Genomic DNA, 24,111 nt, shown 5'->3' with positions numbered 1-24,111 from the left:
CAGTATATCTCATTCATAGAATAATATTAAAATTAACAAACAAGGTTCAAACATGACTGAACAAAATTCAAATTACTTACACGGAACCACCACGGTCGGAGTTATCTGTACCGACGGCATTGTTCTTGCCAGCGAAAAACGGGCGACAATGGGGCATTTCATTGCCAGCCGCGAAGCCAAAAAAGTTTACCAGCTTGGCGACCGGATTGGCCTCACCCTTGCCGGATCTGTCGGCGACGCGCAACAAATTGTTCGCGGGTTGACGGTCGAATCTAAACTTTATGAAATGCGACGCAAAGAAGCCATGACGATTAAAGGGCTTTCTACGCTCCTTTCCAATTTACTCAACTCGAACCGGTACTATCCGTATTCGGTTCAGTTGCTGGTCGGCGGTGTTGACAAAAACGGTGCCGGACTTTACTCCTTAGACGCGATGGGCGGAACCATTGAAGAAACGAAAGCGGTTTCAACCGGATCCGGTTCTCCGATTGCCTACGGCGTTTTGGAAGATCACTACCGGGAAAACATGACGGTAAACGAAGGAGCCGAATTGGCAATTCGCGCGCTTCACACGGCCATGAAAAGAGACTCGGCATCCGGCGACGCGATCAGTGTCGTGAAAATTACGAAAGATGGATTTTTGAGAATGGAGGAGGCGGATATTCAAAAAATCCGCGGCAAACTCAACTGATTTTATTTTTCAAAATTTTCGATTTCATTTAATCTAAAAATTAATTTTCAAAAAATTGAACCCGACTTGGTTTAGACAATAAAATCTGTTCTTTTGTTTAAATCAATCTTTCAATTAACAATTTTATTATATTTTTCAAAATTTCATTATTTTAAAATGTAATTTTTTGGTTGAATCAAAAAACCATTCAGCCGAATAAAAATCAAACGTGCAGCGTAAAAATCAATTTAATTAAATTTATTAAATTTAAACCAGTGATTACTTATTTTAAAAAAGGAAAGTTCATAATGGCAATAGATGATGTTTTAGCAGACCTTCGGACAAAAATCGAGAAAAATCTGCCGGACGGCGTGACCATTTCCGGCGTCGGCTTCGAAGGCCCGCAGCTTGTTTTGTATACGGAAGATCCGAAAAAGTTTGCCGACGACGGTAATATTATCCGAAATTTGGCGAAAGCTCTCCGGATCAGAATCGCGGTTCGTCCGGACCCGAAAGTTTTGGCCGAGCCGGAGCGCTCCATTGAGCTCATTCACAAAATCGTTCCGGCGGACTCCGTCATTTCCAACTGTTACTTCGATCCCGATTCGGGCGAAGTGATTATCGAAGCCGAAAAACCGGGACTTGTGATCGGAAAGCACGGCGATACCCTGCGCGAAATCACAAAAGAAATCGGCTGGATTCCAAAAGTCGCGCGAACGCCGCCGATCAAATCCAAAACCGTAAAAAACGTCCGCGATTTTATGAGAAACAATCTCAAGGAAAGAAAGGAAATTCTCAAAGACGTCGGCCGAAAGATTCACCGCGAATGTTCCCACACCGACCAATGGATCCGGGTGACAGCGCTGGGCGGCTGCATGGAAGTCGGCCGAAGCTGCTACCTTCTCTCAACGCCCGAATCAAAAATCATGATTGATTGCGGCGTTAACTTGGGTTCGGAAGACAAAACGCCTTACCTTTACGTTCCCGAAGTCAACCACTTTGACGAATTGGACGCGATTGTGATTACGCACGCGCACATGGACCACCAAGGTCTTGTGCCGCTGCTTTTCAAATACGGGTACGAAGGTCCGGTCTATTGTACGCCGCCGACCCGCGACATGACGATTCTGCTTCAGCTCGACTACATTGATGTGGCGTCTAAAGAAGGAAAGAAAGTTCCTTATGACTCAAGCACCATTGAAAAAGAACTTTTGCATATGATTCCTTTGGATTATGAAGAAGTGACGGACATTGCGCCCGACATCAAATTAACCTTCCACAACGCCGGACACATTATCGGATCGGCGATCTCGCACTTCCACATCGGCGACGGACTCCACAATATTGTGTTTACCGGCGACTACAAATATGAACGCACAAGGCTTTTTGACCCGGCGGTTAACAAATTCCCGCGTGTGGAAACAGTGGTGACGGAAGCAACGTACGGCAACAACAACGGTTTTCAAACACCGCTTCGAGACGCCGAACGCAATCTTCAAAAGATCATCAAGACAACCATCGAACGCGGCGGCGCCGTTTTGATTCCGGCGTTTGCGGTTGGCCGAAGCCAGGAAGTGATGATTGTTCTTGAAGAAGCCATTCGAAAAGGTTTCATTCCGAATGTCCCGGTTTATTTGGACGGAATGATTTGGGAAGCGACCGCCATTCACGCGACGCATCCGGAATACTTAAACGGCGAACTCAAGAAGCAAATTTTCCAAAAAGGACAAAACCCGTTCCTGTCAGAATCTTTCCGCCAGGTGGACTCCAAAGAAATGCGGGACAAAATCCTGGAAGAGCCGCACCCCTGTGTGATTATCGCAACATCCGGTATGATGACCGGCGGCCCTGTTATGAATTATTTCTACAAGCTGGCGCCCGATGAAAGAAATACGCTCGTGTTCGTCGGATACCAGGCGGACGGAACCATTGGCCGACGCATTCAAAAAGGCTGGAAAGAAATTGCGGTTGGCAACAACAATACCGTCAAAGTCAACATGGGCATCGAAACAATCGATGGTTTCTCAGGTCACTCCGACGTTAAACAGTTGATGGACTACGTGAAAAAGATGCAGCCTAAACCCGAACGTATTTATACGTCCCATGGCGATGAAAAATCATGCATTGAATTCGCCGACGCGATCAAAAAGAAAGCCCGAATCGAAGCAAAGCCGCTTGTGAATTTGGAAACGTTGAGAATTCTTTAAATTTCACATTGAGTCTTTATGTCTGATTTTGAATTTGAAGATTCAAATTCGGGCTCTTTTGCCCGATTTTTGTCCAACGGCTGCGTCTCTTGCCAAAAAGGAGCCAAAATGGTCCTTTTTGTTACAGGACGCTGCTATCGGGACTGTTTTTATTGTCCGCTTTCGGATGAGCGAAAAGACCGCGATGTTGTTTTCGCAAATGAGCGTCCGGTTTACTTGGACGAAGATATTCTGGAAGAAGCCGAGTCCATGAACGCGGAAGGGACCGGGATCACGGGCGGAGAACCGCTTTTGGAATCGGGTTCTGTTTTGCACTACATTTCTCTTCTCAAATCCCGGTTCGGACCCGGACATCACATTCATTTGTATACGTCCATTCCCGCAGATAACGACATGATTCAAAAATTAGCGGCTGCCGGGCTTGATGAAATCCGGTTCCATCCGCCGACTGAAATGTGGGAATCTCTTGTCGGATCCGATTTTGAAGCATCCATTCGGACGGCTCAAGCTGCTGGAATTTCGGCCGGCATTGAAATACCGGCGCTTCCGAATGCTGTGGATGTTGCGGTTTTTGCAAAAAAAATCGATTGTTTCTTGAATTTAAACGAGCTTGAATTCTCGGAAAACAATGCCGATGCCATGAAAGAACACGGATTTTCCTTGATTGACAACGAGTCCAACGCCGTTTTCGGGTCAAGGGAAATTGCGCGGCAAGCGTATGAGGTGGGTGGCAAAATTAATTTTTGCGCGTCCCGCTATAAAGACGCGGTTCAGCTGCGTTTGCGGTTGATTCGAACAGCCGTTTCAAGCGCGCGCCCGTTTGATGAAATCACCGCTGACGGAACGATCATCTACGGGAAACTCAAAATTCAAAGCGTTTTTTTGAACGATTTTGCGACGTTTTTGGAAGATTTGGAAGTTCCGGCGGAGGCCTATGAAATTCTTGACCCGGACGGGAATTCTGACGATTTTGCCGTTGTAGAAACAGCCGCCGGTATCGCGGAAGAATTGGCTGAGATTTTCCGTGAGGATGAAATTTCGGACTTTGGCGAAGTTCAATTTTGGCTCTTTGAAAGATATCCGTTTTCCAACGGATTCGTTGTCGAAAGCAGCCGCATTTACTAATATATAAGCCTTACGCGTAAAAATTTATAAAGGATTAATATGTTATAGGGATTCATCGTGCGGGTTAAACCGGACGAAACCCGAATGAATCGGAAGGATGATTCAACAAATTTTTCAAAGCTTATTCAAATCACGAACGACCCGGCCAAACGGCCGGCTCAAAACGAAAAAACAAAAACGGAAACGATTGAGAACTTACTGGGGTGTCAGGGCTGCAAACGACAGAAGATAAAGTAAAAGAACGGCTTGAGAAGTATCTTGCCAGAGATGAAAACGGAATTCGGAAGATTGTATTACATCTTTTTACATCGGGCGATAAATTTACCACCAACGATGTTTACCGGTTCCTGGAACAAGAAAGTTTCGAAGTCAGTTACCGCGGCGTGTCAGCGATGGTCGGTCTCATGAACACAAGACTGGGAATATTAAGCATTAACGTGACCGGAGACCATAATGTTTATTCTTTGAAAGACAATTACAAACCGGTCGTCGAATCAATTTTAGATGTCGGCAACGTTCAAATCAAATCCAATTGAAAAATCGAAATAATTCGATTGTTTCCAACTTTTCTTTCACTTTTTTTGTATTTTCTTTCCTTTTTTTCCGTCTTCTCCTCCTTCTTTCATTTCTCTTCTTTCATTTCTCTTTTCTCTTTTCTCTTTTCCTTTTTCCTCTTTCCCTTCCATTTTTCTTTTTCTCCTTTTTCTTTTTCTCTTTTTTCTCTTTCTCCTTTTTCTTCCTTCTTTTCCTTTTCCTCCGTTTTCCTGTTTCTTCTTCCTTAACCACCGAAAACATTTATAGCGCCGAGTTCTTTTAAAGACAAAGAATATTAAGCCAAAAATAAAAATAAATTTTTAAACAAGAGCTTTCTTTTACGTACAAAAATTAAAAAAGGCGCCACTATGAGAGTTACAATGGACATCGAATTAAAAGACGAGCCGGGGCAACTGATTTTAGCCCTTGAGCCCGTTTCTCATTTTAAAGCGAATTTGATTTCGGTCTTTCACTATCACAAAACCAAAAACACATCCCCTGGAATGGATGGAAAGGTTCAGGTGCGTTTGGTTCTTGACGCGAAACCTCAAATCATCAACAGCATCAAAGATGAAATCGAAAGCAGAGGAATTCGCGTTCTTCGAATTGACGAGGAAAAATATCGGGAAACAATTACCGTCATCATGATCGGGCATGTGATTAATACCGATATTAAGGATACCATCAGCCGGATTGACGGAACCGGAATCGCCGAAGTTGTGGACATGTCGCTTTCAATGCCCGAAATTGTCAAACCGACCTCCGCCGCTCTGAAAATTAACGCGGTCGGAAGAACGGAGCTGAACGAAGTTTTGGAAATGCTGAAAGAAATCGCACTGGAGAAAGATTTGCTGCTAATTCTGCCGATTGATGCGGATTAATTTGAGGGGAGAGAATAACATGAAAATTGTCAAAGCATCGATTATCGGATTCGGGTCCATCGGACAAGGTGTTGCCAAAGCGCTTTTGATGAAAAAGGCCGAGCTCAACAAAGAAGGACTTGACGTATCTGTTGTCGCGATTACCGATTCCAAAGGCGCGGCGGTTGATGAAAAAGGACTTGATTTAAAAAAGTGCTTGCAAAAGAAAGCGGAAACCGGAACTGTCGCATCCGAAGACCTGTTGGGAATGACCGGTCTTGACGTCATCAAAAAGGTGGATCACGACTTGGTCATCGAAGTAACGCCGACCGATATTCAAACGGGCGGCGCCGGTCTTTTGAACATGACGGCTGCCCTTGAAACCAAAAAAGATGTGGTCACGTCCAACAAAGGGCCTCTCACGATGAAATTCCGGGAACTCAGCAATTTGGCGGAAAAGAACAACTGCGCTTTTAAATTCGAAGCGACGGTCGGCGGCGCCATGCCTGTCATTAATCTCATGACCGAAGTGATGGCCGGAAACGAAATCAAGAGCGTCAAAGGCATTTTTAACGGGACCTGCAACTACATTTTGACCCGCATGTACGAGGAAAAATCCGGTTATTCTGAAATTTTAACCGAAGCGGTTGATCTCGGCATTGCAGAAACCGACCCGTCCTACGATGTGGAAGGAATCGACACCGCTTGTAAGGTTGTTATTTTGGCCAACGCGGTTTTCGGGATGAACAAAACCATCAAAGATGTGGAAATCACCGGCATTACGAATGTGACGTATGAAGCTCTTGAAATGAGCGCCAAATCCGGAAAAACCATTAAACTCATCGGCGAAGTCCGAAAGGATGGAAAATTAAGTGTCGCCCCGCGGCTGGTTCCGATCGGACACCCGCTTTCCGTTTCCGGAACGCTCAACGTCGCGGCGGTCCAAACGGACTTGGCGGGGGAAATCACCGTCACCGGAAAAGGCGCAGGGTCTCTTGAAACCGCCAGTTCCATTTTAAGCGATATTATTTCCATTTACAAATGCGATTGCAAAACTTAAAAGACGGGAGGAAAAAGCATCACTCAATTTTGCCGGTTTGCGGACGTTTGCCGCGACGTGGAACAAATTTCAAGTTCTTTGGAAATGACAGACGTTTTTGCGTCTTTTTTAAAAGAACTTGATGAGGATGAGCTTTCCGTTTCATGTTATATGATTATGGGAGAAATCTTTCCGGCGTGGACCGGCGAAAAGCTGGGTCTTGGCCCGAACTTGCTTTATTCGGCGCTTTCAAAAGCAGCCGGCATTTCTCCGGATAAAATAAAAGAGGATCTCAAAGAAACCGGCGATGTCGGCGAGACCACTTTTTTAGCGTTGTCCAAGGAAAAGAAAAGCCAATCCACGTTCTCCAGCTTTTTTTCGGCGTCGGAAAACGGCGACGATTCCGGCGATTCCTCCGTATTAATTTGCGGAAAGCTGACCATCCGGCAGGTTTATGACCAGTTGAAAGGGATCGCCAGCGCTTCCGGAAAAGGCGCTCAATCCCAAAAAATCAAAATTCTTCAATCCTTATTTTCCGCGGCGACGCCTGATGAAGCCAAATACATTTCAAGAATCGCTCTGGAGGAGCTTCGAATCGGAATCGGTGAAGGAATTGTTCGGGATTCGATCGCGAAAGCTTTTGACGTCCCGGTCGAAAAGGTGGAATTTGCGTTTATGGTCACAAACGATCTCGGAGAAGTCGCGGTGGCATCAAAAACCGGCGGCATTGAAAACCTGGACAATCAACAGATTCAAATCAACCGGCCGGTCAAAATGATGCTCGCGCAAGTGACCAACAGCATTGAAACCGCTTTTTCGGAACTGGAAACGGTGGCGGTCGAATGGAAATTTGACGGCGCGCGCCTTCAAATTCATAAAAAAGGAAAAGAAGTAAAACTGTATTCCCGCCGCCTTGAAGATGTGACCGATTCGCTTCCGGATGTGGCGGACGCTATTTTAGCCGCTGTTGAAGCAACGGATGCCGTTTTGGACGGAGAAGCGGTGGCAATTGATGAAGAAGGACGGCCGCGCGCATTTCAGGATATTTTAAGGCGGTTTCGGCGGAAGTATGATGTGGAATCAACGTCCAGAGACATTCCGATTCATGTGAATTTGTTTGACCTTTTGTATGTCGACGGCGAAAGTATGATTGAAAAACCGCTGAAAGAGCGGCGAGAACGGCTTTCAGAAATCATTCGAAAAAATTCAAAGGGAATCAGCGTGGACGACATGGTGGTGACAACTGATCCAGCAATCGCTCATGACATTTATGAAAAAGCCCTCAAAGCCGGTCATGAGGGAATTATGATGAAAAATCCGAGTTCTGTCTATTCTCCGGGAAAACGCGGCAAAAATTGGATGAAGAAAAAACCGGTGATGGACACACTCGATTTGGTTGTCATCGGTGGGGAGTGGGGGTCCGGGAAACGAAAAAATAAAATCGGATCCTATATTTTGGCGTGTTACGATGACATCAATAACGCCTTTTTGGAAATCGGCCGCGTTGGAACGGGCCTTTCCGACGAACTTTTGGACAATTTGACGGAAAAATTTAAACCTCTGATCGAAGCCGAATCCGGGGTTGAAATCAAAATAAAGCCGGAGATTGTGTTTGAAATTGCCTTTGAGGAAATTCAAAAAAGCACGAATTATCAAGCCGGTTACGCGCTCAGGTTCCCGAGACTGATTCAGGTCCGGGAAGATAAAATGATCGAAGATATTGATACGGTTGACAAGATTGAGCGGATGTATGCCGGGCAGAAAGAGAACGGATTGAATAAATGAGGAATGAGAATGGTTTTAGATTTAACAAGTTTAAAAAACGGGATCAATGCGCTCAAAGAAACGATCCAAGGCGAGAAAGAAGCTAAAGAAATCACATCCAACAAGAGAATATTGAATGGCTTGCGCGCCGGCGTGATTCAAGACTTTGAGTTATCCTATGAACTTTGTTTCAGATTTATGAACCGGTGGATGAAGGAGAATGTCAATCCGGATTTTGTCAACAACTCGTTGAGTCGGCGCGAATTTTACAAGTGGTGTTCAACGTACGGGTTGATTGACAATGTTTCCGCATGGATGGAATTCCATGAAGCCAGAAACAGCTCGACGCATACCTATGATGAAAAAATCGCCGACCAAGTCTTTCAAGCGGCCCTCTCTTTTTTGCCTTACGCTGAAAAGTTGTTAATCACATTGGAGCAACACAATGATTGATGTTTCCGATTCCGAAAGAAAAATAATCGTTTCAATTCTGAGAGAGTATGTGCCGGACGCCGAAGTTTGGGTTTACGGTTCCCGTTATCGAGGAAACGCGCGAAAATTATCGGATTTGGATTTGACCGTTGTCGCCGCTGAAAAGTTAAGTTCCGGCATCCTTTTGCAGATGAAAGAAGCGTTTGCGGATTCTCTTCTTCCGTATTTGGTAGACATATCGGAATGGAATACTTTACCGCCTCATTTTCAAAAAATAATATTGCAAGGACATGAAGTCATTTATCCTGAAAAATCAAAAATACGAGAGATGGGAGAAGATGACAAAAAGTGAAAAATTATGAAATAATACGAAAATAGGGTGATTAAAATGGAAATTTGTGCTTTTCTGAACTTTGCCGGCAATTGCCGCGATGCGATTTCATATTATGCTGACATTTTCGGCGTTGAAATGCCGGAAATTGCGACTTACGGCGACTTCCCCGAAGAAAATACGGATTATTCGGACGTAGCCGACTATGTTGCGTATGCGGAACTCAACATTAAAGGAAACCGAATGTGTTTTTCTGATGTTGTGGAAAAGCCGGTCATCGGAAACAACATAACACTTGCGATTATGAGCAACGATTCCGCCGAAATCAAAGATCTGTATGAAAAATTAAAACCTGAATCCGTTCTTTTGATGGAACTGTCGGAAACGTCTTGGAGTCAGGGCTTTGCGATGCTGACGGACAAATTCGGAATTTCCTGGCAATTAAATCTGTGCTGCATGCCGATTCAATAAGTCAACTTGTCAAAAGAGAATGAATGAACCCAAATTATTTTTTTGTTTTTGACAGGACGGAACTTAAGATGAGCAAAATGCCGGTGAAAAACAGAATCATGGAGACGAACCAGGTCGCGTATTGAAGAAGAATGAAATCGAAATAACGGGGTGAAGCCGGGTCAACGTTAAGAAAACTGAAAATGAGAGGAATGCCGGCCGAGATGATCATAAAAATCAACCCGGTGGAAAAGAGTTCGACGGTCGTCATTTGACGAATTGAAAGTTTCATGTTTCTTCCTTTTTCAGTTTGACATTATCTATCCAATCGATTTTATAAAAATGTTTGTTTTATTTGCCGGTTTCATCTTTTTATTTTTATTTTTCTGTTTTTCTATGTTTCATTCTTTCTGTTTTTTTGATTTTTTTCATTTATTCTTTTTTCTCTTCATTTTTCGGCGCTTCCAATTCTTTTTGACCCGGTTTTAATCGTCGCGCCTTTTGTTGAGCTCGCTGTTGAGACTCCTGTTCCAAATGTCTTATAAATTCCTCGTCACTCATACTTGAAAGCGCCTGAATTTTTTGAAAGGATCCCGCCATACGTCTCGATTTCCCGAACTTTGAAACTTTCTCAATCACTGCCGGAATGGCCGGTGATTTGTAAACCGATGATACGGCATCCACCATTTTTTGATGCCTTTTTCCAATAGCCTCTCGGATCGGTGATTTTTCATAGAACCGTTCCAATTGCCGATTCATTTCCGAGAGGTCCGCGTCGTTGATGTCAACGTAAACGGTTTGGTTCAAAACGCATTCCAGCTGCCGGATTTGTTTGTCGCAGATTTGCCGGATACAGTCGTATTCTTCCCGCCGGGTTTGATTTTTGTTCAAATCCAGAATTTTGGAGTGGGCGACAATATTGCGGTTCGGCTGAAGGATTTTTAAATCTTCTTCCAAATCGCAAATGTTGAATTTGTTTTCAAAATAACGCTTCCAAAGTGATTTCGGTTCGTTTTGTTGAATCAGCCGGTTGATTTCAATCAGAACTGCCGGGTTTTGAAGTAATTCGCTCTCACCGCAGCCGTGATTGTCGTGGTCGAGCAGCATTTTGATTTCGGCAAGCATTTGTTTTTCCGTTAAATCGGCATACGGCGAAAACAAAAATTGTTCCCACTGGTCGTAAGTGAGTTCGTAAAGAATGATTTCATCAAGCTTAGAGGTTCGCCCGACGCGGCCTTTGACTTCCGCTTGAATTTCCGTCGGGACGGATTCAATCCAGTCTTTTCCGAACATCGAAATCATAAGCCGCCAAACAAATTCCCGAAGCAGGCGTTCGAATTTGTTAAAACACGGATAAAGCAAGTCGCAGTAGTGTTCCGACAATTCGTCGTAGACGAGGATTTTTTTGAAATGTGGCGGCTTGTGGTAGTTGTCAATTTTGTGGGTGAGCAGGTCGAGCGCATCCGGATCTTCTTGATTGATTTCGAGGAAGTAAATTTGATTTTTTTGGATTTCAGAAATGGCGTATTGGAAACTCTTGTTTTGGAAATGGAGCGTTTCGTCATCGTGATTGTTGTCTAAATGTTTTAAGAGGACTTCGGCGAAGTTTTGGCCGAATTCTTCTTTTTCATTGTTGATGAGGAAGTATTTGAGGAGCATGAGAAGACCATTAATTACAATTATTATTAATTTCTAATTTCACAACTAAAATCCATATCCAAATACTTTAACATGTCTCTTCCTTTTTGAGTGAGACTAAGCCACGAATTTTTTCCGTCTTTATGAATGTTAATCAATCCCCAGTCCTTCTCCAACTTATTAATTATATTCTGATTTAACCAAGCATAAATTCTTGCTCTTTCATCCTTATTTACTTTTTTTTCAGAGGTTATCTCTCCAGGGTATCCAAATATTTTTTTATTTTCTTCATTTATTCTCATGTGATTAATTAAATCCCTCTTTGTTATCTTCTCATTTTCACTCAAACTAATTTTTTTCAAAACTGTGATTAAGCGAATTTCCGGCAATACTACTGGAAATGTAATAATATCAATTATATCTTTTACACCTTCGGTCCTAAGTTTGGAAAAATCTCCCGTTGTTAAATATTGTCTTTGCTCTCGTGGTTTTTTGCAATCAAGGTAATCTTCAGCCTTCACATAATATGGTATAACGTTATATTCTTGGCTAAACATCATTGAGCTTATAGTTCCTGCAACTGCGGCCAAGTTACTTCCAGATGAAATGTTAATATAAATTAAATTTCCTTTTTCTTTTATTATAAGTTCCTTCAATTTGTTTAAAACACAAACAATATTTTGAACATCTTCAATTAATTCTTCCTATACATCAATCCCTTTTTTCTAAAGAATTGCTTTATTTTCTTCTAAATAATCTTTGCCTTCATCATCTTCTTTTTTTGAAATTAAATAGACTTTATCAGCTTTTTTCATAGTGGCAGCTAAACTAATTCGATCTATTTCAAAACCAACAACAACAAGATGTATTCTTAGAGGTGTAGAATTCATAATTTCTATTTACACATTCATATGTTATATAAATAATGTATATTCTAAATAGTAAGCAAAGAATGCTTACTAAGTATTAGAAAATATATATTATTGAAAGAGAATAAATGAATCTCCATTAAAAACGGAGGTATTAAACTACTGGAAGTGTTAAAAATGACAGACAGAGATTACAAGAAATACGAATTAAAAAAAGGTTCAAAAGTTGTATACCGTGGAATTACGAATGATTTAGACCGTAGAAAAACTGAACATTCTCAAGACAAAAAATTTACTTCAATGAGGCAAGTTGGAAGATCTTGTACAGAAGAAAGCGCCAAAAACTGGGAACAAAAGTCCCTTAAAACATATAGAGACAATCATGGAGGGAAAAACCCAAAGTACAACAAGAAAAAAAATGGATAATTTTAATATTTAAATTGTGAAATTTGGATGCAGAAACTCTATTGATGCCAGAATGGGTGAAATATTGAAGAAAAAAATTACCTACTTTGATAGACAATTAAGAAAGAACTATTCAGGATATGCTTTTGGAATTATTACATTATTTGGAGTCGGTTCATTATTTTTAGAATCCTGGATGCAAAAAATAATTGGAATAATGATTCTATTGTTAGTTCTTACCATATTATATGTAATCATGTGGCACTGTGCTAATACAAAAAAAGATATTATATTAAAAATAAACAATTCAGAGGTTGAAGTTAAATTTGGGAATATATTTGATCAATTTTATTTTAAAACAATTCCTTTTAATGAATATTTTGATACATTGGTTGATAATCAAATAATATCTGAGAAATCATTAAACGGCATCTTTGTAAATAGAGAAGATAAAAATGAAATTGATGATCTTATTTCAAAAGATTTACGATTAAAAGAACACCGAATGGAATATAATGACAAACGAAATACAGGTAAAAAACAAAAATATAAATTGGGAAGCGTTGTAAAATATAGAGATGAATATATTTTGACTGCATTTTCAAAATTTGATGGAAATGATCGTGCATATTTGTATATGTTAGATTATATAAATTTCCTTATGACATTTTGGAATGAAATAGATATCATATATGGGGGGAAATCTGTTTCAGTTCCATTATTCGGATCTGGAATTACCAGATTCAAAGAATATTGTGATATTTCAGACCAAGAATTGATCGAATTACTTATTTGGTCTTTTAAAATCAGCAGAATTAAGTTTACATATCCATCAAAAATATCAATTATAATTCTTCCGGAAAAACAAGATAAAATTAATTTATACAAATTAAAGGAGATGTTTGTATGACTTATAGAAATGGAGTTTATATAGCTTTTAATGGGTGTGGAACAAATATACCCACTGAATCAGATATTAGATACTATAACATTCTGAAAGCATGGAATAACAATGACGGAATAGACTTTAATTTCGTTAATAGTCATGAAAAAACATACCAAGTAAAAGACACAAGTTCCGAATCTACTTTAAAAGGTAGATTAAGTGAGCGACTTAAAGACTCCAAGTCATTACTTTTAATTGTTACGGAAAATACTAAAAATTGCAGTGAAATATTGGAACATGAAATCGTTGAAGCCGTTGACAAGAGACAAATTCCAATAATAGTTGCTTATACAGATTCTGTAACATATGGGGACCAAAATCAACTTCCAGAAGTATTAAAAGAAAGAATTAAAAACAAAACAGCAAAAATAATTTATGTAAAATTTGAAAAAGATGAGATTAAATGGGCAATTGATAATTTTGGGGTAAACGATGTTTTAGGTAAGAAAAATGCAATATATAGATATGACCGAAAGTCTAATTCTGCTATATTGCATTAGAAAAAATAAAGGTGTATTTTCAAATCAATTCAAAATTTGTAGAGGAAGTCAAGAGATATGTATCATTTTTTATTGAAGGTTGAGAATTTTGTATGAAAAGTCTGACTAATTGAGTTCTTTTCATGCAAAACAATGCCGACAGAATTTTTGTAAAATCATAAATTAATATTTATTTGACTAAAAATTAAAAGGCAAAAAAATGGCAGACTGTTTAAGAATGAATGGAAATTTAAAATGTGGTAGATGTGGTGAATCTAATTGGTCCGATGTGTATAAAAGTTTCTATAATTACCAAGAAAGATATGCTACGAGATGTAGGAACTGTGGTCATATTTATGATATAATACCTTGAACAAAATTGATTTTTGTTTTAATTTTTCGATTAAAACAAGCGATATATAATGTTCTTTCTAATTCTTCAAATACTTATTTTAGAAAATAATAAATCGTTATATGTGTAATTATTACAAGAGTGATAAAATGAATCAAGAAATTTTTGAATTTGCAACAATTAATGCCATAGCTACCCTTCCTGAATCTTCCAATTCAACATTAAAAGAATTTACAGCCTCTGTTTTCGTAGAAACACACAGCATTGAACAAATAGAAAAACTGATCACAAAACTCAAAGTTTTCAATCTTTTCGAAACGATAGCTCATCCAAATAACGAGTCTTCGAAATGGTTAAACTTGTTCATTGATTTAATTCGTCAAAAGGTAAATGAAAAAAGTATTAGAATTGATTGAAGATAAGTATTAATTTACTAAATAGATTCAAAATCCATCATACCATTTATTTCATTTTTTATAAAATCAATTTTAAAAATATATAGGAGAATTATTTCGGCAAATACCTCCCCAACCCCTCAAAAACCGCCCTATAATACTCCTCAGCCACAGATTGATCCTCCCCCTCCTTATTCAACTCATGCCCTGAATTCTCAAAAATGAAAAATTCATGCTCAAATCCCGAAAGATTTGAAACCTTTTCCTGCATGCGTTCAACATTGCTGAAAGGCACAAGCTCGTCTTTCACACCATAAGCAAAAATCGTCGGTGGCGAATTCGCGTCAACATAATAAATCGGCGACGCCTTCAAAAGATCCGGCGTTGCGCCGACTTTCATCTCTTCCATCGTGTAGTTTGTGCCGGCGAGCATATTGAGAAGCTCCCAAAAGAAGTAATCTGTTCCTTCTTCCGCATAAGGATTTGAAAAAACGCCGGGATCTGACAAATCCAAAGGACCGACGTTTGAGACCACAAACGCAATCGGAACGGGCGGATTTTTATAGGAATACGCATAAAGCATCGCCAAATGTCCGCCGGCGCTGTCGCCGCCAACAGCGATTTTGTCGGTTCGAATGTGATAATCGTCTCCGTTTTCTTGAATCCACTTCATCGCCAAATCAACATCGTCCATAATGTCACAACCGTCAACATCGTCCGACAAATACCGGTAATTAATCGAAATGACCGCATAACCGTTGCTGTTGAGTCCTTTTGCATAACCTTCCCCTTCTTCTTTGCTGCCTTCAATCCAGCTGCCGCCGTGGATATACACAAATGCAGGAACGTCGCCGGTCATGTTTTCCGCCGAGTCCGGGAGATAAATGTCCATCGTGTTTCTCGCGTCCGGGCCGTAATGAATATCGGAATATGTCGCCGGATTTTTCCCGCCGGACATCAAAAGCAGCAAAACGGCGGAGATGAAAACAACGGCGACAACCAAAATAATAAAAAGATTCTTCTTTTTCATAGCCGTTATTTTTATCGGCAAAAGATATTAAATTTATTACACGAATAGAGAAATAAAAAAAGAAAAAAGAAAAAAGAAAAGAGAAAAAAGAAGAAAAAGAGGGGGAAGAATGGAAAACAAAATAAGCGGCTGTTTCATTTGTGGAAAAAGTCTGAAATATTTCAAACCAGCCAAAACGTTCTCTTGCGCCGTATGCCAAAAAACGTTTGAATCCGAAGTGGCTTGCGAGGACGGGCATTTCGTTTGCAACGACTGCCATGCTCAAAAAGGAATTGCCGCCATTACATTTTATGCTTTAAACAGCCGAAGCAAAGATCCGGTTTTGATTGCTTTTGAGATGATGAAATCTCCGGCTGTTAACATGCACGGGCCGGAACATCACTATTTGGTGCCGGCCGCATTGCTTGCCGCCTATCGAAATTCCGGAGGGAATATCGACTTAAACGAAAGTTTAGCAACGGCCCGCCAACGAGCGAAAAATGTACCGGGCGGCATTTGCGGATTTTGGGGAAGCTGCGGTGCCGCCATTGGGACCGGTATTTTTGTAAGCGTCGCGACAAAAGCAACGCCGCTTTCCGAAAATGAATGGAGCCTTGCCAACCGGATGACCGCGCAAAGCCTCAACGATATTTCAAAAAACGGCGGTCCGCGTTGCTGCAAACGAGATTCGTGTCTGGCCGTCTTACAAGCCGTCCGGTTCAGCGAAGAGCATCTTGGTGTTTTCATGGAAAAACCGGAACGGATTCAATGTGAATTTTACATGAACAACAAAGAGTGCAAAAAAGAAAAATGCATTTTTTACGCCGGATTTCCGAAATATCCGTCTGATTAATTTTGAGATTCAAAGTTTGCAAATGGTTTTTGATGAGAGGGGCTGTTTGCATCTGCTGTTTCTATTTTGCAGTTTGCATCTGCCGTTTCCATTTTGCAGCTTGCATCTGCTGTTTCCATTTTGCAGTTTGCACCTGCTGTTTCTATTATTGCAGTTTGCATCTGCCGTTTCTATTTTTCAGTTTGCAACTGCTGTTTCCATTTTGCAGCTTGCATCTGCCGTTTCTATCTTGCAGTTTGCATCTGCTGTTCCCATCCCATCTTATTGCCCATGAAATCCGCAAAATACAGACGCAAGGCGTCTGATTTTGCGGGGCGGTTTGCTTGATTCATAAATAAAGAGCCGCCTGCGAATTTTTCCGCGACCGAAGGGAGCCGTTCGCGCAGCGAACTTTTTGGAAACAGACTCTCCTCGCCCCTTGAAAAATTCCGAAGCGGAGCGAAGGAATTTTTTTTAAACGACGTTCATGTTTCCGCTGTATTCGTTTTGTTTGTCAATGCTCATCTGAATCAGTATTTCAAAAATTTGCCGGACGGCTTCAACATCCAGATTTTTTTCAACCGCCAAACTTGAAGCCCGGTCGAGCACTTTTTGCATTTGCTCTTCATCACGAATCGGCTTATTCATTTCTTTTTTGGAAGAAAGAATATCGCTGGCCAAATTCGTTCTGATCTCGATCAAATCCACGATTTCCCGGTCGATGAGCCTCATCTTTTCTCGGGTTGCTTCCAATTTGCCGGTCATTTTTTTCGCCTCACGCCATTGATAAATGTTTTTGCAATAATGCAATTAAATCAATAGAATCCGCTTATTATATAAATTTCATTCTGACTTTTATCGGATTATTTGTTCTGCCATTTCTCCCAAATCGTGAATATTTTTAGAAGGATTCTCATGATTGTCCTGAAATTTATAAATACTAGGTCTAACATTTTTGCTTATCTATATTTCCCTTACGAAATATATATGACAAACACATTTCAATTCAATATATTTTCTATTAGAGCCTAGTCAATTTTTCCGTTTGGAGGAAAAACATGAGTGTCGTTAGCAGCGTCAAAAATAGATTTTCAAAATTTTTCGGTAAATTATTCAAGAAGAAAAATGCATGTATCGGTATCTATGGCCCGCCAAATGCCGGAAAGACAACACTTGCCAACCGCATCGTCAAAGATTGGAGAGATGAAAGCTCGATCGAGCCGCTTGGATCTGTTTCTCACATTGCGCACGAAACCCGAAAAGCGCAACGCCACCACAAATTGGAAATCGAATCCAAAGGCAATAAAATCTGCCTGGATGTTGTTGACACACCCGGCCTCGCCACCAAAATCGACTTCCACGACTTCATGAAAGAAGGCATGGGCGAAAAAGAGTCCAAGCAGCGTTCCAAGGAAGCAACGGAAGGCGTTATTGAATCTGTCAAATGGCTGGATGATTTGGACGGCGTCATTTTGGTGATGGACGCCACGGAAAACCCGTACACCCAAGTTAATGTCACCGTCATCGGAAACATGGAAGCTCGAAAACTTCCTTTGTTGATTGTCGCCAACAAAATCGACCTTCCAAATTCGGATCCGGATGCTATCCGGGAGGCTTTTCCGCAACATCCGTTTATTTCGATTTCCGCTCTTGAAGGGACCAACATGGAAACCTTTTACGAAGCTGTCGCCAAACAATTCGGGTGATTCAAATGAGCGACATTCAGTTAGATTTGGTTTCCGACGCCAAGCTGTCCAAAATGGGTTCGACCGAAAAGGTCCGTTACATCATTGACGAAGTCCGGAAAGGAAAAATCATGGTGCTTGAAAAGGGACTCGACCCGATGGAAGAAGCAAAATTGATCGAAATGACGATGAGCGAAATTCATGATGATTTCGTCGGTCTTGAAATCGAGAGCTACCCGCGTGAAAACAATTCTTCCTTTTTGGGAAAATTGCTCAAAAAAGATTCCGGCCAGCAAAAATTGACCGTTATCGGACCGGCAAATCAGTTAAAAACACTCCGAAAGGACAACTCTTTAATCAGCACGTTAGTGTCAACAAAATAATGCAAATGCATTATTTTGTTTTTTTGTTTTGTTTTTTTGTTTTGTTTTTTTGTTTTGTTTTTTTGTTTTTTTGAGCGGTACAGTGTGTTATGCCACGTGCGTTATAACCGTTTATTTAAAGGCCGTTAGAATCATTCATTTGTTCTCTACAAGTTGATGATACTTTTATTTTTATGGTATTTAATTATAGTTTTATTATGATTATATTTAGCAAAATTTTTAAATCAACGTGTTCTATTTGATGGTATCCGAATGCAAAATCTATAATAATTAATCAAGTATAATCATGTTTTGACCAAAAACAATTTTGGCAGGTGTTGTTTTGTTGCAAAAAGAAAATCAATTTCAGGAAAAAGGAAGCTCTAAAATTCCGGGACTTGGTCCTCAGAACTTGATTTCTTTTGAAATGGGCAATGAAAACATCACGCTTATATGTACTTACGGGAAAATCTCCATGTCGCTCAATCGTCAAGTGACGGATTACGCGATCGGAAAAATTCTGAAGAGCATTTCCGTTGTGGATAATTCAACGTCTCACGAAATGGAAATCTTATGTGATTTTGACGACATCCCGCTTTATCAAACCATGGGTTACACACTCGTCGCCTACGGGCGCCACAACGGAAAATACCGCGTTACCTTTAACATTCCTTTCTCTTCCGAAAAAGCGCTTTACCATTTAACCGTTTCTTTTTTTAAAGAACTTGAAAAACAAAAAACGCTCAAAAAAGACTTCTACTGGAACGGAAAAGACAATGATATCCTCAAACTGTTTTATGAATTAAAAGATATGGGCAATTGGGATGTCAAGGCCGTTAAAAATAAAGAGCAATAAAAAAAGAAAATGAAAACAATGGGATTTTTTCATGACATTATTATATTCAATTTTTCAGTTATTTTTTTGGAATTCTGTCTGATTTTTCATCAATTTTGTTTCCATTTCCATCGATAATTGTATCATCGTCGATGATAAAGAAAACCCACTCGTTTGTATACATAAAGTAGTGAACGGGGGAGATGTCTTTTGTTAATCCTCCGGTATCCTCCAAAAGATACAATATGACACGTTCTCCTTTGTAGAGGTCGGTTCCATCTAAATTTTCAAGATTATATCCGTCAGCGGTTCCTCCAACTTGGCGAACATAAACAATGTTATTATCTTTATTCGGCAAATCGCCTTTATAGACTTCTTCAACCTCTATTGCTATGTCGTGGTAAATACCGTGCTGAGACGGGAAAATTGATTTTTTATCTTCTTCCGTGGGGCTTAAACCACTATCTGTACTCCACCTCGCCGGCAAAACTTCCTTAACTGTACCTATTATAATGAGGCTTGAATAGTTTTCCATTTCATCTTCCGGAATGTAAATTGGAGTACTGGATGTTGTCATAGAGTATTCATATGTTTCAGTTACTTCCTGAATGTTTCTAAGGTACATGTAATTTATCTTTTCATTCTCAAGTTTAACCTGATTTTCATTTTTCACTCCTACTATTATGAATGCAGAGGCAAGTATAACCAGAAGAATAACTATAACGGTAATATTTTTGAATTTCATAAAATCCCTCAATATAAGCTTTTAAGTGCGTTTTTGTCATTTGTTGTTAAATTTCTTCTTACCGGAAGAGCTCCGCTCCACATCACATCGCTGGAATTTGATGTGTGACCTACTCCTGCAGAATGTCCAAGCTCATGCAAGGCAACTGTTTGAACATCCGGGGCTCGTGATCCGTTTGTTGTCCAATTACAACTTGAGTTAAATGTAATCACTGAATCAACGATATATCCGTTTGATATGTAATTTGTGGATGCTGCGGCCGAGCTTGTATTTATGGTATTTCCCATATAAAATGCTATAGATCTCGGTTCAAATCGTGAACGTGAGGAGTCATAATAAAATGAAAAATTGCTGCCGGCAGTGTTCCATGTTCCCATTGCATTTAATACAGGTTGCTCATATGCTGAGGGAAACGCTCCAAAAACAATTGGGGCTCTTTTGTTTTGCCAAGAGTCGGCTGATGCGGGAGCTATAAGGGTCCCTGCAATTAATATTAATAAAATTAGTCCTAATATTACTTTTTTCATGTTATCACCTATTTTCCTAATATTTATTAAACATGGTTTAATTCTTTTAGAATTAAACAATTAAATTTTTATATATTTATATATAAATAAATTGCGCTTAAGTGCAAATAAATTATTATTAGAATACATTAAATTATTTCATTTTTTATAATGGGAATCATTTAAAAGAACTCGAAAAACAAAAAATGCTCAAAAAAGACTTCTACTGGAACGGAAAAGACAATTATATCCTCAAACTGTTTTATGAATTAAAAGATATGGGCAATTGGGATGTCAAATCGGTAAAGAATAAGGAGCAATGAACGTATCTCAGACACTGCATTTTTAAACTTGTCATGTAAAATCATGTAAATAATGCCTCACTTATTGATTTCATATCGTGTACAATTTTTTTCATTTATCCGATAAATCCATGAGGTTGGTTAAATTTTTTCGTTAATACGAATCTTTTTTCAAAGGGTTGAATCTGTCGATTGCTCCTTTTTTTGAATTCCGGTTGTCGGCATTTTTAATATATATTTGTCATTATAATTTCTGCTCAAATCCGTCCATTCAACACGTTTTATAATTACGATTAGTGGAAAACGTTTATATACAGCATGTAGGATATAGTCACAGGCTACTATTAATTAATGTTTACAGTAGAGGGTTTTCAAATGGCTAGTGAAAAATTAAATATCATTGATCAATTCAAAAATCTTGATGTCCTCAAGATGGATCGCCGTACGTTTTTAAAGGCGGTCGCGGCCCTCGGAGCGACAAGCTTTGTTTCAATTTATGGAAACCAACTCGCAGACGCGTTGGCTTTCTCTGAAACAAAAGTGTTGTGGCTTCACGGCGCCGAATGTACCGGCTGTTCAGAATCTGCGCTCAACGGTGAAAAACCGGAGTTTGCAGACGCGCTTCGCCAACTGAACATCAGCTTGACCTACCATGAAACGCTTTTGGCGCAACAAGGCATTTTCAATGACGGGAAACTCGTCAACACTGCGGACTTAAATGCCGAAATTCTTCTCCACAACTTGATTGAAGCCGGCAACTACATTTTAGTTGTTGAAGGTTCAATCGGAAACGGTCCGGATGGAACCGGTAAAATCTGTATGTACGGTGGAAACACCTTCAAGTCCGTGTTCGAACATGCCGCTAAGAATGCTAACGCAATTATTGCAATCGGAACCTGTGCCACTTACGGTGGAATTACTGTGACCGATGCCGATACCAAAAAATACTGCGACTTTAAAGGCGTTATGCAAACCGAAACCGACCGAAACGGCGGTATGATGCAGCTTCTCGGCATTCAAAAGCCCTGCGTTAACTTACCCGGCTGTCCGGCTCACCCCGACTGGTTCTTTTTAACCGTGGCGGGACTTTTGCTCGGCAAATTCGACTTAAACGACCCCGACTGGCTTGATGCCGATGGCCGGCCGAAAGTCTACTACCCGCCCAATGTTGTTTTGCATGACAACTGCCCGCGCCGCGGATACTATGACCGCGGTGTTCTTGACAAAGACATCGCGCAAGGCGGCTGCCTCTGGAAAATCGGCTGTAAAGCGCCGTATGTCCATGCCGACTGTGCCCTTCGTAAATGGAACGACGGAACCAGCCTTTGTATGCAAGCCGGCGGTCCCTGCATTGCTTGTGTTGAGCCCATCTTCCCGAACGGATCCATGCCCTTCTATGAAGAAAAGGAAAGCGTTGAAATCTTATTCGGCGTTAACATGGGAATGGTCGCAGCGTTTGTTATCGGTGCCGCCGTTGTTGCCGCCGGTGTCCACGCTGTCCGCAGAATGAAGAAGGAGTGATGAAAAATGGTAAAAGTTACAGTTGACCCGTTAACCAGAATTGAAGGACACATGCGCGTGTCTGCCGAAGTCGACAGCAAAGGATATGTTTCGTACGCACAAAGTGCCGGTATGCTTTTCAGAGGATTTGAACGCATGCTCCAAAACAAAGATCCGAGAGACGCTTCCCTTCACGTTGCCAGAATTTGCGGTGTTTGTCCGATTTCCCACTCCATGACCGCAACAAACGCGCTTGATGATCTTTACGGTGTTGCCGGAAGCATTCCGAAAAATGCGTTGGCCGTCCGAAACTTCATTCAGGCCGCTAACATGATTGCGAGCCATGCGACGCATATCTACATTTTATTCGGTCCCGACTTGGCGAACCCGAGATACAGAGATGTTTTGACCAGCTCCACATTGGGACTTGGCGCCACCGGACAAGCTGTCTGGGGCGAATTGGTCGGACGTTTTGCGCCGATCAGCTACACCATTGACGGAAAACCGGTTCCGGTCGGAAGCAGTTACATTAACGCCATTCCGGAAAAGAAAAGACTCCAGGAAGCTATTGCCCTTTTCGGCGGTAAAATGCCCCACCAAGCCGTTACCCGTGCCGGCGGTGTCACATGTACGCCGGACGAATTTGAAATCAACAAAGCGGCCGCGATTTACTTAAAAGTGATGGACTTCGTCAACAACTACACTCTCGGTGTTCCGGTTGACCAATGGGTGGCCAATACAGCCGGTGCAAAATCTCCGGACGCTGCCGTTAAATTCGTCGTTGACCACTTGACAAGCTTGGTGAACAAGACCAAGAATAACGATTTCTCCAGAGCCAATGGCTGGAAAGATGTCGAACTCTTTGCAGCGTTTGGTTCCGAACTCGTCGGTGAGAAAATTCTCGGCCTTCCGGCCAGCTTAAGACTTGACAAGCTTGGCGGATACACAAACCCGAACACCATCAGCTTCCTCTCTTACGGCGCTTACTACAAGAGCGACGTTGAAGGATACTCTCCGGAAAGCAAAGCCGGCGAGCGCTTCCTGACGTCCGGTGTTGTTTCCGGCAATTTGAAATATGAAGAACTCGACCCGTCCAAGATTACCGAAAGCATTCAATGTGCCTTCTACAACGATCCGGAAGATGTCGTTTCCAGACACCCGTACGACGGAACCACTGTTCCGGTCGCCGATGCCGGCCAAATTGAATACGAAGGTCCGGTTGAATCCAAATACAGCTGGCTCAAAGCCCCGCGTTACAACGGCATTCCGGCCGAAGTCGGACCGCTTGCCCGTTTGATTGTGGCTCAAGACCCGCTGATCATCGGATTGGCTCAGGCCTTTGCCAACGCAGGCATGTCCCCGGCAAACGTTTATACCAGAATGCTTGCCCGTATGCACGAGACCGCCATTTTGGCCAACCAAATCGTTAGCTGGCTCAATGAGATTGACCCCGCTGACCGCAAATTCGCAACCAGTCTTGACTTCAATGCCGCCAAAGACGGCAAAGGTATGGGACTTTGGGAAGCCCCGCGCGGCGCGCTCGGCCACTGGGTCAGCACCGACGGTTCCGGAAAAGTTAAAAACTATCAGGCCATCGTTCCGAGTACCTGGAACTTGGGTCCGAGAGATGAAAACGGTGTTCCAAGCCCGGTTGAACAAGCCCTTGTCGGAAATGCGATTTCCGGTATTGACAACGTTCTCGGCGCCGACTACACGAACCCTGTTGCGATTATGCACGTCGGCCGTTCCTACGACCCGTGTATCGCTTGTGCGATTCACACCATTGACGCGACCGGAAAGAACGCTCCGAGAAACTACGAGTTGTTCTGAGGGGGTTAT

At 41.4% G+C, this 24,111-nt stretch carries 28 protein-coding genes and 1 pseudogene; 20 read left to right on the top strand and 9 right to left on the bottom strand.

The annotated features are described in order from the left end of the window. Positions 1-52 precede the first annotated feature (52 nt). The 10 genes from psmB to MsAc7_RS02195 all read left to right on the top strand — a co-directional run bounded on the left by psmB (position 53) and on the right by MsAc7_RS02195 (position 9,433). On the top strand, positions 53-691 hold the full coding sequence (psmB, locus tag MsAc7_RS02240) for an archaeal proteasome endopeptidase complex subunit beta (RefSeq protein WP_338102981.1): 639 nt from the start codon (positions 53-55) through the stop codon (positions 689-691). A 287-nt stretch (positions 692-978) separates the two neighbouring features. Beyond that, positions 979-2,877: a beta-CASP ribonuclease aCPSF1 gene (locus tag MsAc7_RS02235; protein WP_338102980.1), complete on the top strand. Its 1,899-nt coding sequence runs from the start codon at positions 979-981 to the stop codon at positions 2,875-2,877. Positions 2,878-2,895: 18 nt separating this feature from the next. Beyond that, positions 2,896-4,002, top strand: coding sequence for a radical SAM protein (locus MsAc7_RS02230; RefSeq protein ID WP_338102979.1), 1,107 nt, complete (start codon positions 2,896-2,898; stop codon positions 4,000-4,002). Between the two features lie 203 nt (positions 4,003-4,205). Further along, a complete protein-coding gene (locus MsAc7_RS02225) occupies positions 4,206-4,538 on the top strand; it encodes a DUF2551 domain-containing protein (RefSeq protein ID WP_338102978.1) in 333 nt (110 codons plus the stop codon). Between the two features lie 366 nt (positions 4,539-4,904). Next, positions 4,905-5,417: an amino acid-binding protein gene (locus MsAc7_RS02220; RefSeq protein WP_338102977.1), complete on the top strand. Its 513-nt coding sequence runs from the start codon at positions 4,905-4,907 to the stop codon at positions 5,415-5,417. A gap of 19 nt (positions 5,418-5,436) precedes the next feature. Then, the gene (locus tag MsAc7_RS02215; RefSeq protein WP_338102976.1) at positions 5,437-6,456 is read left to right on the top strand and encodes a homoserine dehydrogenase; all 1,020 of its coding nucleotides are present in this window, start codon (positions 5,437-5,439) and stop codon (positions 6,454-6,456) included. A gap of 18 nt (positions 6,457-6,474) precedes the next feature. Further along, a complete protein-coding gene (locus MsAc7_RS02210) occupies positions 6,475-8,220 on the top strand; it encodes an ATP-dependent DNA ligase (RefSeq protein WP_338103449.1) in 1,746 nt (581 codons plus the stop codon). A gap of 9 nt (positions 8,221-8,229) precedes the next feature. Further along, complete coding sequence (locus MsAc7_RS02205) at positions 8,230-8,652, top strand: HI0074 family nucleotidyltransferase substrate-binding subunit (protein WP_338102975.1); 423 nt, start codon at positions 8,230-8,232, stop codon at positions 8,650-8,652. After that, positions 8,645-8,983: a nucleotidyltransferase family protein gene (locus MsAc7_RS02200; protein WP_338102974.1), complete on the top strand. Its 339-nt coding sequence runs from the start codon at positions 8,645-8,647 to the stop codon at positions 8,981-8,983. Before MsAc7_RS02205 ends, MsAc7_RS02200 begins: the two co-directional genes overlap by 8 nt. Positions 8,984-9,019: 36 nt before the next feature. Then, positions 9,020-9,433 carry a VOC family protein gene (locus MsAc7_RS02195; RefSeq protein ID WP_338102973.1) on the top strand — a complete coding sequence of 138 codons (414 nt, stop codon included), beginning with the start codon at positions 9,020-9,022 and terminating at the stop codon, positions 9,431-9,433. A 34-nt stretch (positions 9,434-9,467) separates the two neighbouring features. Here MsAc7_RS02195 and MsAc7_RS02190 read toward each other — a convergent pair whose 3' ends face one another. The 4 genes and pseudogenes from MsAc7_RS02190 to MsAc7_RS08945 form a co-directional block, all read right to left on the bottom strand. Then, the gene (locus tag MsAc7_RS02190; RefSeq protein ID WP_338102972.1) at positions 9,468-9,704 is read right to left on the bottom strand and encodes a hypothetical protein; all 237 of its coding nucleotides are present in this window, start codon (positions 9,702-9,704) and stop codon (positions 9,468-9,470) included. Between the two features lie 140 nt (positions 9,705-9,844). Further along, positions 9,845-11,071: a hypothetical protein gene (locus MsAc7_RS02185; RefSeq protein WP_338102971.1), complete on the bottom strand. Its 1,227-nt coding sequence runs from the start codon at positions 11,069-11,071 to the stop codon at positions 9,845-9,847. A 26-nt stretch (positions 11,072-11,097) separates the two neighbouring features. Continuing rightward, on the bottom strand, positions 11,098-11,571 hold the full coding sequence (locus tag MsAc7_RS08950; RefSeq protein WP_420847462.1) for a DUF6293 family protein: 474 nt from the start codon (positions 11,569-11,571) through the stop codon (positions 11,098-11,100). Next, a pseudogene (locus MsAc7_RS08945) lies at positions 11,566-11,940 on the bottom strand (HFX_2341 family transcriptional regulator domain-containing protein); the annotation flags it as partial. The pseudogene MsAc7_RS08945 and the gene MsAc7_RS08950, both read right to left, overlap by 6 nt. A 156-nt stretch (positions 11,941-12,096) precedes the next feature. Between MsAc7_RS08945 and MsAc7_RS02175 the strand changes: the two are divergent. From MsAc7_RS02175 to MsAc7_RS02160, 4 genes are all read left to right on the top strand, one after another. Then, on the top strand, positions 12,097-12,345 hold the full coding sequence (locus tag MsAc7_RS02175; protein ID WP_338102970.1) for a hypothetical protein: 249 nt from the start codon (positions 12,097-12,099) through the stop codon (positions 12,343-12,345). A gap of 52 nt (positions 12,346-12,397) precedes the next feature. Continuing rightward, complete coding sequence (locus tag MsAc7_RS02170; RefSeq protein ID WP_338102969.1) at positions 12,398-13,234, top strand: macro domain-containing protein; 837 nt, start codon at positions 12,398-12,400, stop codon at positions 13,232-13,234. Continuing rightward, positions 13,231-13,770 (top strand): TIR domain-containing protein, encoded by a 540-nt coding sequence (locus tag MsAc7_RS02165; protein WP_338102968.1) that lies wholly within the window; start codon positions 13,231-13,233, stop codon positions 13,768-13,770. Before MsAc7_RS02170 ends, MsAc7_RS02165 begins: the two co-directional genes overlap by 4 nt. A 480-nt stretch (positions 13,771-14,250) precedes the next feature. Continuing rightward, complete coding sequence (locus tag MsAc7_RS02160) at positions 14,251-14,517, top strand: hypothetical protein (RefSeq protein WP_338102967.1); 267 nt, start codon at positions 14,251-14,253, stop codon at positions 14,515-14,517. 91 nt (positions 14,518-14,608) lie between these two features. Here the strand turns inward: MsAc7_RS02160 and MsAc7_RS02155 are convergent, their stop codons facing one another. Continuing rightward, the gene (locus MsAc7_RS02155) at positions 14,609-15,526 is read right to left on the bottom strand and encodes an alpha/beta hydrolase (protein ID WP_338102966.1); all 918 of its coding nucleotides are present in this window, start codon (positions 15,524-15,526) and stop codon (positions 14,609-14,611) included. A 109-nt stretch (positions 15,527-15,635) separates the two neighbouring features. Here MsAc7_RS02155 and MsAc7_RS02150 point away from each other — a divergent pair, with 109 nt between their 5' ends. Beyond that, positions 15,636-16,358, top strand: a complete 723-nt coding sequence (locus MsAc7_RS02150) for a DUF5714 domain-containing protein (protein ID WP_338102965.1) — start codon at positions 15,636-15,638, stop codon at positions 16,356-16,358. Here the strand turns inward: MsAc7_RS02150 and MsAc7_RS02145 are convergent. Both MsAc7_RS02145 and MsAc7_RS02140 read right to left on the bottom strand, forming a co-directional pair. Then, the gene (locus tag MsAc7_RS02145) at positions 16,355-16,477 is read right to left on the bottom strand and encodes a hypothetical protein (RefSeq protein WP_338102964.1); all 123 of its coding nucleotides are present in this window, start codon (positions 16,475-16,477) and stop codon (positions 16,355-16,357) included. The genes MsAc7_RS02150 and MsAc7_RS02145 overlap by 4 nt on opposite strands. Positions 16,478-16,811: 334 nt before the next feature. Next, positions 16,812-17,102, bottom strand: a complete 291-nt coding sequence (locus MsAc7_RS02140; protein ID WP_338102963.1) for a chorismate mutase — start codon at positions 17,100-17,102, stop codon at positions 16,812-16,814. Between the two features lie 293 nt (positions 17,103-17,395). Between MsAc7_RS02140 and MsAc7_RS02135 the strand changes: the two genes are divergently transcribed. From MsAc7_RS02135 to MsAc7_RS02125, 3 genes are all read left to right on the top strand, one after another. Next, a complete protein-coding gene (locus tag MsAc7_RS02135; RefSeq protein WP_338102962.1) occupies positions 17,396-18,043 on the top strand; it encodes an Era-like GTP-binding protein in 648 nt (215 codons plus the stop codon). A gap of 5 nt (positions 18,044-18,048) precedes the next feature. Beyond that, positions 18,049-18,405, top strand: coding sequence for a DUF2073 domain-containing protein (locus tag MsAc7_RS02130; protein WP_338102961.1), 357 nt, complete (start codon positions 18,049-18,051; stop codon positions 18,403-18,405). Positions 18,406-18,727: 322 nt separating this feature from the next. Continuing rightward, positions 18,728-19,240 (top strand): hypothetical protein, encoded by a 513-nt coding sequence (locus MsAc7_RS02125; protein WP_338102960.1) that lies wholly within the window; start codon positions 18,728-18,730, stop codon positions 19,238-19,240. Between the two features lie 58 nt (positions 19,241-19,298). Here MsAc7_RS02125 and MsAc7_RS02120 read toward each other — a convergent pair whose 3' ends face one another. Continuing rightward, positions 19,299-19,964, bottom strand: coding sequence for a hypothetical protein (locus MsAc7_RS02120; protein ID WP_338102959.1), 666 nt, complete (start codon positions 19,962-19,964; stop codon positions 19,299-19,301). Between the two features lie 8 nt (positions 19,965-19,972). Beyond that, positions 19,973-20,491 (bottom strand): matrixin family metalloprotease, encoded by a 519-nt coding sequence (locus MsAc7_RS02115; RefSeq protein ID WP_338102958.1) that lies wholly within the window; start codon positions 20,489-20,491, stop codon positions 19,973-19,975. A 656-nt stretch (positions 20,492-21,147) separates the two neighbouring features. Here MsAc7_RS02115 and MsAc7_RS02110 point away from each other — a divergent pair. Further along, on the top strand, positions 21,148-22,293 hold the full coding sequence (locus MsAc7_RS02110) for a hydrogenase small subunit (protein WP_338102957.1): 1,146 nt from the start codon (positions 21,148-21,150) through the stop codon (positions 22,291-22,293). A gap of 6 nt (positions 22,294-22,299) precedes the next feature. Further along, positions 22,300-24,102 carry a nickel-dependent hydrogenase large subunit gene (locus MsAc7_RS02105; RefSeq protein ID WP_338102956.1) on the top strand — a complete coding sequence of 601 codons (1,803 nt, stop codon included), beginning with the start codon at positions 22,300-22,302 and terminating at the stop codon, positions 24,100-24,102. Positions 24,103-24,111: the final 9 nt, after the last annotated feature.

It is taken from the genome of Methanolapillus millepedarum (assembly GCF_032594115.1).
GTDB classification, from domain to species: Archaea; Halobacteriota; Methanosarcinia; order Methanosarcinales; family Methanosarcinaceae; genus Methanolapillus; species Methanolapillus millepedarum.
The sequence above is the reverse complement of the archived record's forward strand: the minus strand, read 5'-3'. Positions and strand labels throughout refer to the sequence as shown.